The following is a 16308-nucleotide window of genomic DNA, read 5'->3' on the forward strand; positions in this document are numbered from 1 at the left end:
GCACACCTTAAAAAACGTAAAACTGAATACTCAGTACTTATTGCCTCACCTCAACCCATTGTCCACCTGTACGAACAATATAATCATTGTCATACATCGCCTCCGCTTGAATGCCGGGTAAATAATAGCGACCCAAATAGGATGCATTCAGCAAGATGCGTAAGGTTTTCGACTCATTCTTTTTCAAATCAAAATAGAAATTGGCGCGATCGTCTCGCACATCGGTATAGGTAACGTCGTTCTGGGCATATTCACCAAAATCGGTAAAACGGGTGTTTACAATTTCCCAGCCACTAGGAAAAATCTGCTGTAAGGCAATATCCTTACTGTCATTTCCGGTGGTGTTGGTCAGCGTTACTTCGGCTACAAAGTCAGTGCCTTGAGCTAGATTTGTTATATCCATGGTGGAGCCATCACGCCCTTTATAGCGTATATGAGCAGATAAATTGCGTTGCACCTCTTTTTCTGAGCCCACAGGCAAAATACCGCTGTTAATGATGCTCACGTATACCGTATTGGCCTCTTCATTTTTAACTTGAAGGGTATTACTTCCATTTTTGATGGCGAGCGCTTGGTTTGCAAGCGTTTTTTCGGTACTTACCAATTCGGTTTTTCCATTTAGGGTAATGCTTGCCTTGATACCTTTACCTCCAATCATTTCTGCAAATTTGGCCATGGCCAACAAGCTATACGAGGTAGTTTGTGTACTCATCCATTCGCTGGATGCCAGTTGTTGTGCGACGGTCTTCGCTATTTCCTGAGCTTTGGATTTATCCTGTAACAAGACATAGGTTTCCAGCGCCATTGCCCTGTTTCGATCTTCCGACCCGTAGGTTTGGTAGTCCGCCTTCTGACTTTTAAAATTTAAAGAACTACTATTTAGCAGCTGTTGTGCCGCAGAAGGCTGCCCTACCAAGGCGTAGGTAGCTGCCAATCGGAATTTGGCTTCGTTAGAAATATTTGTTGTTTCCCGTAAACGATTCATCGAGGCCATATCTGCGTTGCCGGAAAGAGCTAGGGTATACAAGCGATAGGCTTGTGCCAAGTCCGAATTTTCGCTTCCTGCACGCCATTGTTTGGCATTATTTTGCTGAAAACGTATCCACCCCGATTTAAAACCAATTGGCAACACGTACCCCTGCTTTTCTGCTTCCAATAAAAAATGACCAGCAAAAGAGGTGCCCCAATCATTCGCCCAATTTTCGCCCTGCCAATAAGAGAATCCCCCATTGGGCAATTGATGACTTCCTATCCTACGTACCGCATTTTGAATATGTTGTTGAATTTCTGCTTTCTTATTAGAAGGAACATCAAAAATACGTGTAAGAAATAATTGTGGGAAAGCCGCTGCTGTGGTCTGTTCCACACACCCATGCGGATATTGAATGAGATATTGCATTCTTCCATTAAAATTCATTGGGGGTAGGGTAGACAATTCTATCTGTGCCATATTGCTGCCGGCAATGCCAAAGGGTTCCAGATTTAGGGTCTTACTCCCATTTGGTTCCAAAACAAGATCCTGAATTGTAGTGGTTACCGGGTTGGGATTGAAGATGTCTATCGGTATGTCAAAAGAGGCCGTTTCCCCATTGCCTTTGGCTTCCACTATAACGTTGCCAATTCCTTCAAAATCGGCCACTTCCAAATTAAAATACACCATTTTTTCATCTGGTTCAGAAAACGTAATATGTTGCGTAGCAGCACTACTTATTTTAAAGGCGTTATCTGGCTTTAGGGTGATGCTCACATTTTTTACGTTGTCCTCCATTGCAAAAACCGTTACAGGAAGCGTTACTTTTTCACCGGGGGTAATTTTTCGCGGAAGGGAAGCCAACACCATTAGGGGTTTGCGCACCGGGGTAGTATTTTCTGCCATCCCATAAGCGTCGTTTTGTGGATCTCCGGCAATAACCATGGTGCGCACGGCTCCTACATATTTAGGAATTTCTATTTTATGCGATTTGGTTTCTCCGGATTTTAAGCTAAAAGGCCCCAGTACCACTACCATAGGTTCAAAACGGTTAGCCTTTTTGTTTTTGGCTCCTGCCAAATCATCATCGCCACCAATGGCAAATACTTGGTTTATGCGTCCGCCAAAAGCCCCTATAACATCGTCATAAACATCCCAGGTTTTAACACCTAAGGCTTCTCTGGCAAAGAAAGCATCCCAAGGATTAGGAGTTTTGAATCGCGTAAGATCTAAAAGTCCTTCATCTACTATGGCTATGCTATAGGTCATAGGTTTGCCCTTTTTCTCTTTTATCTTGACAGTGATAGATTCTTGTGGTCGCAGCACCTTGGGCATCTCAATTTCGGGCTGAAGTTTTGTTGCAGGGTTTTCCACTAAAAGGGGCACCATACCATACAAGCGAACAGGAGAATCATTTAAAGTAGAGGCATGTGGTTGCAGCAAAGATAGGGTGAGGTATACGTTCGGTGTATAGGTTTCCTTAATGGGTAATGTAAAGATAGTTTCTCCCATTGTGGTTTCTACCCAAAGGGATTCTAAAACTTCACTACCATTCTCAAGCGTTACCAATGCCCTGCCACCTTCAGAACTTGGAAAGGTAACCGTTGCGGTTTCGCCTACAGTATAGGTTTCCTTATCTGTTGAAAAAACTAACATCGTAGCCGCCGATGGATCATTTTTTTGCGATTTTCCGGCCCAGCCCGGCCAATCGAAATACACATCTTTTCCGGTAGCGTGCCCCCCATTAGGATCTTCTACAGAAACCAAATACCTGCCCCAGTCGGGGTACTTTAACTCGAATGTAAAGGAACCTTTTCCTTCGGTGTTGGTGTTTATAGTTTCTTCGTATACCTTTTCTCGGTAATTACTGCTGCTGTAGGTCGAAAGGTTGTCTGCAGAAGTTTCCCACCACCACCTCCAATGTATCTTGTGAACCACTACCTTAAGATTTGCCGTGGCTTTTGGGTTTCCTTTGTCATCTACGGTGGCTACTTCAAATTTATGTTTTACATCGGTTAACAACATCCCTCTTGCGGCATCGCCTTTGGGCACATTGATCCCCACATAGGTTGTATAAGGCGAATACGTTTTGGTAAAGACATCCGTACTAAAATCACCGCCATTTTCGTACACTTTTGCTACAAAGGCGGTAGTGAGCATTCCGGGGGCTTTAGTGTTCAGCTGCGGATTTATACGAAAAGTGGTTTTACCCTCTTCATTTACCCTCCCATTGAAAACGATTTGGTCTTCTATTGAAACTAGCCGCGTAGGATCATCAAAAACATAATTTGGAAAGGTTTTAAATGTGGTGTTTTTTGGGCTGAATTTAGCGGTTACGTCTGCCTTTAAATTTTTTGCCACGGCGCCGTGCAACCATTTTACTTCCATTTCGGCTTTTATGGGATTGAAACCCGATAAAATTTCATCTTCGAAGCGGGTATTAATCTTAAGTCGGTTGGGCTTTATCGTTTCAATTTTTATCGTTTTTGTAAAGGATGCGCCGCCAACCGAAACTTTTGCCATCCAATTGCCCGTGGGGGCATTTTCATCGGTTTTGAGCTTAAAATCGTAGAAATTGTTGCTTCCGGTAGTTTTTATCTCTCGATGGATTATTTTGTTGTAAGGATCTAGTAGTTCTAATTTTACCGGATGATTTTCGGGCAAGGTATGGGCATTGTCATTTAATACGAAAAACAAATGAAGCATATCTCCGGGACGCCAAACCCCCCGCTCACCATAGAGATATCCCTTAATTCCCTTTTGCAGTTGTACCCCGGAAACGTTGAATTTGCTAACCGACAAAACATTGCCATCGTTTAAGCGCACATAGGTGTTTTGGCCGTTATAATCTGCAACTGCAAAATAGGCCGGATCTTCGGACGAAAAGCTAGCTGTACCACTCGCTGAGGTAACGGTACTTCCCAGCTCTTGCTGTTGAAAATTGTAAAAGCTCACCTTGGCTCCAGCAATTGGTAGTGTGCTTACAATATCGTTAATAGCTACAAAGTAGGTGTTGCGTAGTCCTTTTTTAATGATGACCCCAAGATTGGAGGCTAGTACATTAATGGCCACTTTAGTATCTAAGTAATATGAGGTATGGCAGGGATTTTCGCGTTCGGTCCAGTCGTAATTGTAGTAGTCAACATAGTCGTAATACCCTTCTACACCATCCCATGCACTGCTTTCCTGATCGGTATCATAGTGTTCGTTGGCGTCAATGGCTTCTGTAAAATTGGTACTTTCACATTGGTAAAGGCTATAGGTTGGTTTGTAACTAAGTTCTACCCGGTACATAGCACCGACTTCCGGACTTATCAGGGTTTTAAGATCTAAGGCATGAGCCGTCCATTTTCTATTATAGGGCGCTCCTGCATGTACAAATTCAATCTTTTTCGTAGCAATGGGTCGAGCCACACTTCTGAGATCATAGTCCCCATCTAAATTATTTTGCTGTAAAAATTGAAGAACATTATTCTTGTAAATTTTGTAGACCGCCACATCTACGGCTTTTAAATTCACGGTTTCAAAATTAATTTTCAAATTTTCTGAAGACGGAAGAATGGTTCCATTAGAAAGAAGGCGTACTTCTGGTTTTGGATCTTCAAAAGCGATACGCTCTGTAAATGACGCTTTTAATTTACGACCATCGGCACTTTCAATGCCTTGAAACACTTCAATAGTCCGCACTCCGGAGACCTCTATGGAAGGATACATTTTTAGGGTATTGCCATCTACTGAAAATTTTGGTGCGTTATCGCCTTCTAAAACGACCAATCCCTTTAAATCTTGACCTTTCTTTATGGGATCCGAAAAACTGATGCGTAGCACTTGGTTGTCTGTTGTTTCTGTACGCACATGGAGCACCACAAAATTGTTGATTCCGGGAATTACTATGGCGTTCTGACCTTTGCTATCAATCTTATTTTTTGTTCCGTCCCATAAAATAGTAAGGTTCGTATCTTCAGAATAGCGTTGAATACTATCAATTTTAAATTGAAATTGTGTTCCTTCTTTTACCGATTCATCGAAGCTAAGGGCAACCGATTTTCCATTCTGGTTTGCGGCAACTATGTTTTTAATAGTTGAAAGCGCTACTACATCCGCACTGTATAGTTGCCCTTCTATGTAAGGCATTCCTTGCGCATAGGATTGCAATGGGTTGGTATGGATAGATAATTCTTGTTTTAAGGTCTTCACCCCAAAAGTGAAACTGCGTAATTCCTTTGGCAAGTCTTTTACTATCTGATCTAAGCGTACCGTAATTTTATAGGGTGTATCTTGATCAAAACCTTCGTCCGGAACAAAAGCAAGGGTTCTTTGGTTCAGTGCAACTACCTTGCCTTTGGCGGTGGGGGAAATCTCTAGAAAACTATGGGGCAATTGCATTTCGTTACCCCAAGCTTCAATAGGTTGCTGAAGTACCACCCGAATATCTCCTTTGGCAGAAATAATACCCTGCGACACCTCAGAAATATATTCCTGATACAGATTTAGATTACTAAACGCTTCGTTGTTCGTCTTTGGGTTGCAGGCAGCAAAAAAAATTATAAAAACAAACAGTAGAGGGTATTTAGAGCGCATGGATGGTATGTATAATTGATGTAAATATACCTTTTTTGGATAAAAAAAAGCTCTTTTGGCAGTTCATTAGTTGTACTTTTTAGGCTGTTTTTAGGTCATATACGGCAATTGATCTGATATATGAAACCATTTGTCGAATAAGGAAATTTTAACAAGGCTTGAAGGCACCATATTTTCTAATATTACATGTTGATTTCCCAAAGATCGACCCCATAAGAATCCCCCATTCTTCCGCTTAGCCTACATGCAGTTAAGAACACTGTATGAAAGTTGTAAGGCATATTTTATCTTTAATGATTTTTTTTATGTTTGGTTCCTGTAGCACAGAACCTGTAGAATCTGTTGCGACCCTTACGGCCGTGAGTGCTCCCGATGTGGAAAAGGAATTGTTAGATATCGTTAATATGCATAGAGTGTCCTCCGGAGTTCAAGCATTAACCTTTAGTGCCACGGCTTATGAATACGCTAGTGCGCATACCGATTATATGATTTCTAGAGGCAGTATTAGTCATGATAACTTTAATTCAAGAGCCGAGGACTTAACTGCTGAGGTACATGCATCTGAAGTTTCTGAAAATGTGGCCAAAGATTACGATTCTGCAGTAGAAGCCTTCACCAATTGGATGAACAGTCCCAGTCACCGAAAGGCCATAGAAGGTCAGTTTACGCATACGGCGGTGAGTATAAAGAAAGACGCTGAGGGAAATTTCTATTTTACCCAATTGTTCTATCGATAAATTTTAGGTCTACATTTGTTTTCTTACATTTGAGGGAATCAATGCCATCGCCTTATGGGCTGTATTCTAGGTCATAAGCGTAAGCCAATATCAAAAATTTTTAAGAATGCCGGTACAACCACCCTTTAACCTTATACAGTGGATTAACGAACACAGATCCCTTCTAAAACCTCCGGTAGGCAACAAGAATTTGTACAAAGATGCCGGCGATTATATCGTTATGGTTGTTGCGGGTTCTAATGCGCGTAAAGACTATCACTATAACGAAACCGAAGAGCTGTTTTATCAATTAGAAGGTACTATTGAAATACATATTCAAGACGAGGGTAAAAAGAAAACATTTACGCTAGGCCCCGGTGATATGTACCTGCACCCGGCTAAAATTCCGCATTCTCCCGTACGGCATGAAGGCTCTATAGGGTTGGTTGTAGAACGAAAAAGAGCCGGTATGAACGTAGATGATGGTTTGCTATGGTTTTGCGATCATTGTAACCACAAACTTTACGAGGCTTATTTTACATTAAACGATATTGAGAAGGATTTTTTAGACCATTTTAAGACCTTTTACAGTTCTGAAAATTTAAGAACATGCGACAATTGCGGTACCGTAATGCCCACAGATGAACGATTTATTGCCAAGGAGTAAGAAGGTCTCCAAGCACAAGATTACATAAATTAAGAACATAGTATATGGAAGTTGTGGTGGCTTTTTTAGTAGGGTTTGTGGCATTGCTACATCTCTATTTTCTTTGGTTGGAAATGTTTGCTTGGACGACTAGGGGACCTAAGGTTTTTAAAAAATTTCCGCCAGAATTGTTTGTGCCCACACGAAAACTGGCTGCAAATCAGGGCCTATACAATGGATTTTTAGCAGGTGGGCTACTTTGGACTTTGTTCATAGAAGACCCTATTTGGAAAACCAATATTTCGCTTTTCTTTTTAGGATGTGTAGCTATTGCCGGTATCTATGGGGCGCTTACAGCCGACAAAAAAATTTTCTTTGTGCAGGCATTGCCGGCGTTACTGGCCATTGGTTTGATTTTTTAAATCCAAAATACTGTTTTTTTGTACTTTGTTGGCGAACCAGTTTAATCCCGAGTTAGGGATCACTTGAGACACCCATTTTGGATTAATCGAACTCAGGGTATAGGCAGATATATGAAATGGGTAGCGCACAAAAAAAAGCCCAGTTCTAAAACTGGGCTTTCCTAAATAACCAACCAAACTTTAAATTATGAAAAACCAATACTTAAAGTTGTAAGGGAACCACCCCTTACTGGGAACAAATATACCACGGTTTTCAGGATCTTTTTTTCATTTTAACGTACTTTAACTATACTCTTAACAGTAATTTAGGGGTCGGCTCCGAATTAATACATCCTTAAGAAAATCAAGCATTATAAGGTTCCTCGAGCCAATTGTTCGCGCTCTATAGCTTCAAAAAGCGCCTTGAAATTGCCCTTTCCAAACGATTTGGCGCCCTTTCTTTGGATAATTTCTATAAACATAGTAGGCCTATCTAAAACCGGTTTTGTAAATATTTGTAACAAATATCCTTCCTCGTCCCTATCCACCAAAATTCCAAGATTTTTTAAAGGGGTTAATTCCTCATCTATTTCGCCAACTCTTTCTAATACATTATCGTAATAACTGGCGGGTACGGTCAAAAAATCTACACCTCTGTTTTTTAAAGCGGTTACCGTTTCAATAATATTATCGGTCGCCAAGGCCATGTGTTGTACACCTGCACCGTTATAAAATTCGATATATTCCTCGATTTGGGATTTTCGTTTGCCTTTTGCAGGCTCATTTATCGGAAATTTAATGCGCCCATTTCCATTACTCATTACCTTGCTCATCAAGGCAGTATAGTCGGTAGAAATGTCTTTATCATCAAAGGAAACGATTTGGGCAAATCCCATGACTTTGGCATAAAAGGTACACCACTTATTCATTTCATTCCAACCCACATTCCCTACGATATGGTCTATGAATTTTAAACCTACCGATTCGGGTTGATAAAAAGGTTGCCACGGCCGATACCCGGGCAAAAAAACGCCTTTATAATTATGACGTTCTACAAAGAGATGCACGGTTTCTCCGTAGGTATGTATCCCTGAAATAACAACTTCTCCGTCATCGTCTTTACGTATTTGGGGTTCCAAATATCCTTGGGCGCCTCTTTTTGTAGTCTCCTTGTAACTTTTAGAGGCATCGTCTACCCAGAGTGCAATAGCTTTTACACCATCTCCGTGTGCCTCTATATGTGCATTGATAGCACCCCCTGCCTTAAGTGGTGATGTAAGTACCAGCCTAATTTTACCTTGTTGGAGCACGTAGGAGACTTTGTCCTGAAGGCCCGTTTCTAAACCGGCATAAGCCACTGCTTGAAAACCCCAAGCCGCCATATAATAATAGGCAGCTTGTTTTGCATTACCCACATAGAGTTCTACATAATCGGTGCCCAATAACGGCAAAAAGTCCTCGGCAGATCTATTCTCCTTGGGCAAGCGTAATGACGTTTTATCTAATGCGTCCATAACAACGTGTTTATCGTAAACCTGAAAATATACCTTCTATCCTTAAAGAATGGCAATACCTGCTACCCCTAATGAGTTTGTTCCTTGCATAATCCGAAGTTCACACTGTGTATACAAATATCGTAAAAATAAGTCGCTTTTGGTATTCAATGGGCCTAATACCTTCTTGCTGTGTACAATAGCAACATATTTAGATACCTCGTTTTTCATTTTGACTTGATTTCGTCAATTTTTACACTGCATTAGGGGTAAATCGAAGAAATCTTCATTGCGTCCTTCAGGATCGAGGCAAATAATGAAGCTTTTAGTGTCAAATAAGCACTACATAATCAAAATGCACAACGGGTTTAGATACATTTACTTTATCACATTAAAACCAGTATCCCACACTAAAAAACAGTTCTCCTTTACTTCGTTCCGGAGACCATGAATAATGCACTTGAATGGGACCTAAAAATGATTCCCAACCGTAGCCAATTCCGTAGCCTGAAAAATCAGGCGACGTAAACCACTCACCGGTTCTAAAAATATCATCGGCTACATTGGCAAAGTTCACTGAAAATAGGAGGTGATTTTTAGGAGAAAATTCATAATCTACCCTACTGTAGGCTTTTACATAACTATTCCCCGGAAGTCCCAAAAAATCATACCCAAAAAAGGGAATAAAATTATTGATAAGATCAGTACCAAAACCGCCCAAGACAAAATCGAAGGAAGCAACTTGCGAAACCCCAAGTTTAAAACCGCCTTCTGTTTCCAAATTAAGAAATACATTGCGGCTAAGAGGAAACGCAGCACCCATTCTCGCCTTAGCAATGGCAAATTCTTGAAAATTATTGTTAAAATCTGAGGACAGTAGGTATAGGTGAAAATCGCCATCAAAAAGTAGTCCTTTTGAAGGAAAGTACTTGTCGTCATAGGTGTCTAAAACAAGCCTGCCATAGGTACTTAGATAATTGCTTTTTTCAAATAGGGTTCGCTCCGTTTCTTCACTGTTTAAAGAGGGGTCGTTCGGATCTATTAGTTCTGAAAAAGTTCTTGAACTATACTTTAAAAACTTATGCTCTACCCCTAAAATAAAAGCAAATTCTTCTTTTACTACCGTTTGAAGGTACAATTGATTGGTAAAGTCTACTACCGAAAAATTGATGTTTTTGATGTTATCGTTTCCTAAAAATCCGAAATTGGATCGCAATAACTCAAAATCAACTTCTTTTTCAAAATCGTTGAATCGTGAATTTACACCAAAACTCCAATACAAACCCTTATCGACATAATACTGAAAATCATACCTTAAATTATCGCCTATCATAAAATCTATTGATCCTACGTCGTCCTTTACAAAGATGTTTTTTTTGGTGAAATTTATCAGGGCAGCACTTTTGTACAAATCGTCGTAATGAGCCCCCAAACGAAGTAATGTTTTTGTGGGATTCTCTTTTAAATCTAACACCAAATCCACGCCTTCTTCGGAAGATATTAATCTGTAGCGTATGGCTTGAAAGTTCCCTGTACCGGACAAATTGCCTATGCCTTGTTCTAATTTTTCGAAGGTGGTTTTCTTGTCTAAATTAAGTCTTATTTTCCCTTTTATATATCCTCTGGAATAGTTGCTGTTTCCTTTAATAATTAATTGATTAATGGTTAAGGAATCCTGGGTTTTAATGGGTGCGGTTTTGGTAAACACTGCCTTTTGCTGTATGGCTAAGGCATCTAATTCATCAAATTTGCTAATGGCAGCAACTTCCCCTGCCAAAATAATCTCATTGGTTAGGTTAAAACTAATTACAGAATAATTTTCAACGTCTGGTTGAATGTAAATGTCGGTCAATTTAGATTTAAGCTTCATATTTTCGGCCGTTCTAAAATTGTTGATCTGAAGTAAAATCTCAGTGGCCGTATTCAGGGATGTACGGTCACGAAGTTCGTGTTGCACATCGACCCCAATAATTACGTCTGCACCAAGTTTACGTACTTCTTCTACCGGGTAATTATTTACCACTCCTCCATCAATTAATACCCGGTCGTCTATTTCCACCGGCCCAAAGAGCGAAGGTAAGGTGCCGCTGGCCAAAATAGCCTCTGGCAAGTAGCCCTTGTTCAACAAAACAGCCTGCCCTGTTTCTATGTCGGTGGCCATACACAAAAAGGGAATTGGCAAATAGTTGAAATCATCTACATCCCTTACGTGATAGAGCAGTCGCAATAATTCATTATAAATATCCTGACCGCTGGAAAAGGACTGGGGTACCGAGACCTTGAAATTGGTAAACGGTAACGACAAGGCATACCGCTCCGAGTCTTCCTTTTCATAAAATGATTTTGCACCTCTCGGCAGGTTATCTTGTATAAGTTCGGAAAGATTTTTATTGCGAAAAATAGAATCGAGCTCATTGGCCGAATACCCCGCGGCATAAAGGCCGCCAATAATGGCACCCATACTGGTGCCGCCTATATAATCGATCTTTATGCCTTTAGATTCAATTATTTTTAAAGCACCAATATGTGCCAACCCTTTAGCTCCGCCACCACTTAGCACTAGACCCACCTTTACGTCTTTGTCTTGTGTAATAGGGTCTTGCGAAATTCCGAACAATGGAAGTAATGCAACACAAAAGAAAACAATAAATTTCTGCATAGGGTTAGGGTCCACTTTTAACGAAAGTTTTCAAATATTTTTTTAGCTCTTACTATTCCCACGGTCTTTGCGAGATCGTCTATGTTGGCTTCTTTAATGCGTTTTACCGATTTAAAAGTCTTCAATAATTCGGCCGAAGTTTTTGATCCAATGCCGGCTATGGCCTCCAATTCTGAATGAATTGCAGCTTTACTTCTCTTGTTGCGATGAAATGTTATTCCAAAGCGATGGGCTTCATTTCGCAACTGCTGAAGCACTTTAAGGGTTTCCGATTTTTTGTCTAAATATAGCGGGATTGGGTCATTGGGATAATAGATTTCTTCAAGTCGTTTGGCAATTCCGATAATGGCAATTTTCCCGCGTAAGTTTAATTTTTCAAGACTTTTTAAGGCCGATGACAGTTGCCCTTTCCCGCCGTCTACTACAATAAGTTGGGGCAACGCTTCATTTTCATTCAGCAAGCGCGCATAGCGTCTGTAGACCACTTCCTCCATCGAGGCAAAATCGTCTGGTCCTTCTACGGTTTTTATGTTATAATGGCGATACTCCTTCTTAGAAGGTTTGCTGTCTTTAAAAACGACACAGGCTGCCACGGGATGTGTGCCTTGTATATTGGAATTGTCAAAACATTCAATGTGGGTGGGTATTTCCGAAAGCCGCAAATCTTTTTTCATCTGCAACAATATTCTGTTATTGTGTCTTTCCGGATCGGTTATTTTGATTTGGTTGAGTTGTTCTTGGCGGTAGTATTTGGCATTGCGCTCCGAAAGCTCCACTAATTTCCGTTTATCCCCTAACTTAGGCACGGTAAGTTTTAATCCTTCTTCGAGGGTAAGTTCAAAGGGCGCATAAACTTCGTTCGATTGCGACTTAAATCGCTGCCTTATTTCTACAATGGCAAGCTGCAAAAGATCCTTGTTGGACTCATTCAATTTTTTCTTAATTTCTATGGTATGGCCGCAAACGATAGCACCATGCGAAATCTGCAAAAAATTAACATAGGCATAGGTTTCATCAGAAAGTATTGAAAAAACATCGACATTGGTAATTTTGGGGTGTACAACCATTGATTTCGCCTGATAGTTTTCCAGTATTTCTAATTTTTCTTTAATTAATTGCGCTTCTTCAAAACGAAGGGCGTTGGCAAGCAATTTCATTTGATTTTTAAAATAGTGTATCGCCAATTTAAAATTGCCTTTTATGATCTCTCTAATCTCGGCAATATGCGCCATATATTCCTCGGCCCCTTGATGATCGGCGCAAGGCCCTTTACAGTTCTTTAAATGGTATTCTAAACACACATTGTATTTACCAGATTTAATTTTATCGGACGATAGGTCATAATTGCAAGTTCTAAGAGCATATACACTTTTTATGAGCTCTAATAGTGTCCAAACAGTTTTCATATTGGTATAGGGGCCATAATATTCGGAGCCGTCTTTTATAAAGCGACGGGTTGGGAAAATTCTGGGAAAAGGTTCATTCTTTATACAAATCCACGGATACGACTTATCATCCTTTAACAATACATTGTATCTTGGTTGATGCTTTTTTATGAGATTATTCTCTAAAAGCAGTGCATCCGATTCGGTAGCCACCACGATGTGTTCAATATGCTTTATTTTTTTTACAAGTACCCTAGTTTTCCCATTTTCGTGGTTCTTTGAAAAATAAGAAGATACTCTTTTCTTTATGTTTTTGGCCTTCCCTACGTATAACAGTTTTTTAGTTTGGTCATAAAACTGATATACCCCAGGTTGCGATGGTAAACCACGTAATTGAATTTCAATGGGCACTTCTGACATTACTGAGGGGTCTAATTTTATGTGATTTAATTTCAATGTTAAATTACATCGTTTTGGTTAAAGCTACCCAAAAATTAGAATTCTTTTAGGTCTTAAAAATGAATTTTTTTATAATTTCTAACTTGTTAATAGGTACAAACTGTGTCTAAACTATTTGTTAACCGGTTGTCTGTTGTCGTATAAGTCGTAACATAATGCCCCGAAAAACAATTTTTTGATAAAAAAACGTATTAAAATTTAAACTTTGTTATAATCTAAGGCTTTGTATACCTTTTTCCTAGATACCAGATTTCATCAATAATTTAGGTGTAATAAATTCATTATCAATATTTTATATGTAAAACATGCTTCTGAAAACAATTTTTAGTGCGGGCATAAATGTTAATTTTTAACTAAAAATGCGTATTTCACCGATAAAATGCATCCATTCATAGAAAATATGAACAAAATATTTTTTATATTTAAAAAATCAAAAATAACTGTTGGCATGGAAAATTATATCATCACTTTAGGAACCTATTTAATATTGATGTTATTCTTTAAGATATACTATGCCGTAGCTTCTAAGGAATAAGTTGATAAAGAAATCCTCTTCATCAAAAATAAGGAATCCTAGTTAATGTTAAAACAAGCATTACGCACCAAATACAAAGCCCTTAGAAATAACCTTTCATCCGAACAAGTACAAGCATTAAGCCTTACGATTTCTAATAAACTTCTAGAAATTCCGATTTGGTCCTACAGCTATTACCATATATTTTTATCTGCCACTACAAAAAATGAAATCGACACTTCTTTTATCTTGTCTATACTGCAGGGTAAGGACAAAAATGTGGTTGTCCCCAAAGTGGCTACCGACCATTCCTTTCTAAATTACTTGCTTACAGATACCATCCTATTTAAAGAAAACCAATGGGGTATTCCAGAGCCTATTGAGGGTATTGAGGTGCCAACGCAGCACATTGAAGTTGTTTTTTTGCCATTGTTAGCTTTTGATATTTACGGTAACCGCGTTGGTTATGGTAAAGGATATTACGATAATTTTTTGCAGCAATGCAACCCCTCTGTATTAAAAATAGGCCTTTCATTCTTTGCAGCAGAACCCTTAATTAGTGATCTAAGGGGAGGGGATATTCCTTTGGATTACGGTGTTACTCCAGACAAAATCTATACATTTTGATCCTGATCATTTTGTTGCTCTTGTTCTTCTGTATCCATTTCCTGTTCGGCTATTTGCTTTTTACCCAAAGCGCTTTTGTTAAATACAATTAAAATACCCACTCCGGTACTAATCGCCGTATCTGCTATATTAAAAATGGGCTCAAAAAAGCGAAATTGGTTGCCTCCCACATAGGGAACCCAAGCCGGCCAGGTGGTGTCTATTAGTGGAAAGTACAACATATCTACCACTTTGCCGTAGAACAATTTACCATAAGGCTCCGAAGAGAATAATGTAGCCACCTGATTATAACTATCGTTAAAAATAATACCGTAAAAAACAGAATCTATTATGTTGCCTAATGCGCCTGCAAAAATTAGGGAAACAGCTACAATTAACGTTTTTGAAGCTTCCTTTTTAATGGTATCATAAAGCCAATACCCTATCCCGAAAATAGCAAATAGCCTAAAAATGGTTAACACCAGTTTTCCAACCGCATCAGACACGGGAAGGATATCACTTAGTTTTGTTCCCCATGCGGCGCCTTCATTCTCTATAAAAAGAATTTTGAACCAACTGAAAACTTCTACCGAATCCTGATATTCAAAATGGGTTTTTATGTATATTTTACTAATTTGATCAACCGCTAATATCGCCAAAATAAGCAGTAACGACTTCTTTAAATTCATTTTAAAAAATATAATTTGGGCAAAAATAAGGATATTATTCGGTTTTGTTAAGGTAGATGTTTCCGGTTACAGTGCTAAGGTGATACGAATATTTACCCGATGTATGTGCTTCGCCGAACACGGCTCCATATTTACTGAATGCCTCTATGGTTGCATAAGCCCCTTTTGTTGTAATAACTCCGGATTGGGTTTGTACCACTACCGGCGCCTGAACATGGTATAACGTACAGTTTCCATCATTGAGTACCACTTTTAAATGACTGTATACGCCTGTAATACTTACATTGGCTTCGGAACCATATAGATAGAACCTTTTACCTTGTGGCACTTCAATTTTTAAGGCTACCGAGAGCACTTTGTGCGCACTTAGTTTATCATTTGGCATTTCAAAATTGGGCTGAAATTCGACACTCACCACCGAAGTGCCTCCGTTCTTGGTTATTTGTACTAGCTGTTCACCACTATATTCACCGTCAATGAAGGCTTCTATGTTCATTTCCTTAGTCTCCCTTGTAGCCAATTGTACCTGATACACGTTCGCAGCATTAAGGTGTATGCTGGTGGTTTCGGGATCTATAAGAGTTTTATGTGTAATTTTTTGCCCGTATGAAACTAGGTATGTGACCCACAAAAAGCACCCCAGAACAACATTGCATTGCATGCTACCGCGAAAGAATATAACGCCCTTGTCGTTACTGCAATTCCTTGTTGTTCTGGTATTGTTTGTAGTCATACGGGCTATAAAAAAGGTCTGTTGGTTTATAGTTCCAACAGACCCGAAAGACACGGTTGGTACCGCAATTATTTTTGCATATTCTTGGCCTCGATACTCAAGGTAGCATGAGGCACCAGTTTTAAGCGCTCCTTATTGATAAGTTTCCCGGTTACCCTACAAATGCCATACGTTTTATTCTCTATACGCATAAGTGCACTTTTTAAATCCCTGATAAATTTTTCTTGACGAATAGCCAATTGGGTATTAGCCTCTTTACTCATGGTTTCAGAACCTTCTTCAAAAGCCTTAAACGTAGGCGAAGTGTCGTCGGTGCCATTATTACCATCGTTCATATACGAACTTCTCAAGAGTTCCAAATGATTTTTTGCCTTCTCTATTTTATCTTCGATGAGTGCTTTAAATTCTTCTAGATCCTTATCGGAGTACCTTATTTTTAAATCCTCGGCCATAATT

General features: G+C 39.5%; 11 protein-coding genes. 4 read left to right on the top strand and 7 right to left on the bottom strand.

Annotated elements, in window-relative coordinates:
- Window positions 1-37 precede the first annotated feature (37 nt).
- Window positions 38-5551: an alpha-2-macroglobulin family protein gene (locus tag U1E44_RS10625; RefSeq protein ID WP_322931063.1), complete on the bottom strand. Its 5514-nt coding sequence runs from the start codon at window positions 5549-5551 to the stop codon at window positions 38-40.
- Window positions 5552-5814: 263 nt separating this feature from the next.
- Between U1E44_RS10625 and U1E44_RS10630 the strand changes: the two genes are divergently transcribed.
- The 3 genes from U1E44_RS10630 to U1E44_RS10640 all read left to right on the top strand — a co-directional run bounded on the left by U1E44_RS10630 (window position 5815) and on the right by U1E44_RS10640 (window position 7335).
- Entirely contained in the window at window positions 5815-6288 is a 474-nt protein-coding gene (locus U1E44_RS10630) for a CAP domain-containing protein (protein WP_322931064.1), read from the top strand.
- Window positions 6289-6394: 106 nt separating this feature from the next.
- Window positions 6395-6934, top strand: coding sequence for a 3-hydroxyanthranilate 3,4-dioxygenase (locus tag U1E44_RS10635; RefSeq protein ID WP_322931065.1), 540 nt, complete (start codon window positions 6395-6397; stop codon window positions 6932-6934).
- Window positions 6935-6978: 44 nt separating this feature from the next.
- Window positions 6979-7335, top strand: a complete 357-nt coding sequence (locus tag U1E44_RS10640) for a DUF1304 domain-containing protein (RefSeq protein WP_322931066.1) — start codon at window positions 6979-6981, stop codon at window positions 7333-7335.
- Between the two features lie 350 nt (window positions 7336-7685).
- Here U1E44_RS10640 and hppD read toward each other — a convergent pair whose 3' ends face one another.
- From hppD to uvrC, 3 genes are all read right to left on the bottom strand, one after another.
- A complete protein-coding gene (gene hppD / locus U1E44_RS10645; protein WP_322931067.1) occupies window positions 7686-8828 on the bottom strand; it encodes a 4-hydroxyphenylpyruvate dioxygenase in 1143 nt (380 codons plus the stop codon).
- Between the two features lie 370 nt (window positions 8829-9198).
- Entirely contained in the window at window positions 9199-11466 is a 2268-nt protein-coding gene (locus U1E44_RS10650; RefSeq protein WP_322931068.1) for a patatin-like phospholipase family protein, read from the bottom strand.
- Between the two features lie 17 nt (window positions 11467-11483).
- Complete coding sequence (gene uvrC, locus U1E44_RS10655) at window positions 11484-13271, bottom strand: excinuclease ABC subunit UvrC (RefSeq protein WP_322931069.1); 1788 nt, start codon at window positions 13269-13271, stop codon at window positions 11484-11486.
- A 619-nt stretch (window positions 13272-13890) separates the two neighbouring features.
- On the opposite strand from uvrC, the gene U1E44_RS10660 reads away from it, so the two are divergent.
- Window positions 13891-14451: a 5-formyltetrahydrofolate cyclo-ligase gene (locus tag U1E44_RS10660; RefSeq protein ID WP_322931070.1), complete on the top strand. Its 561-nt coding sequence runs from the start codon at window positions 13891-13893 to the stop codon at window positions 14449-14451.
- On the opposite strand, the gene U1E44_RS10665 is transcribed toward U1E44_RS10660, so the two are convergent.
- The 3 genes from U1E44_RS10665 to U1E44_RS10675 form a co-directional block, all read right to left on the bottom strand.
- On the bottom strand, window positions 14439-15119 hold the full coding sequence (locus U1E44_RS10665) for a lipoprotein signal peptidase (RefSeq protein ID WP_322931071.1): 681 nt from the start codon (window positions 15117-15119) through the stop codon (window positions 14439-14441). The genes U1E44_RS10660 and U1E44_RS10665 overlap by 13 nt on opposite strands.
- A 34-nt stretch (window positions 15120-15153) precedes the next feature.
- A complete protein-coding gene (locus tag U1E44_RS10670; RefSeq protein WP_322931072.1) occupies window positions 15154-15852 on the bottom strand; it encodes a hypothetical protein in 699 nt (232 codons plus the stop codon).
- 68 nt (window positions 15853-15920) lie between these two features.
- Entirely contained in the window at window positions 15921-16304 is a 384-nt protein-coding gene (locus U1E44_RS10675; RefSeq protein WP_322931073.1) for a TraR/DksA family transcriptional regulator, read from the bottom strand.
- Window positions 16305-16308: the final 4 nt, after the last annotated feature.

Origin of the sequence: Aurantibrevibacter litoralis (assembly GCF_034651555.1) — a bacterium.
In the GTDB taxonomy this organism is placed as follows: domain Bacteria; phylum Bacteroidota; class Bacteroidia; order Flavobacteriales; family Flavobacteriaceae; genus Aurantibrevibacter; species Aurantibrevibacter litoralis.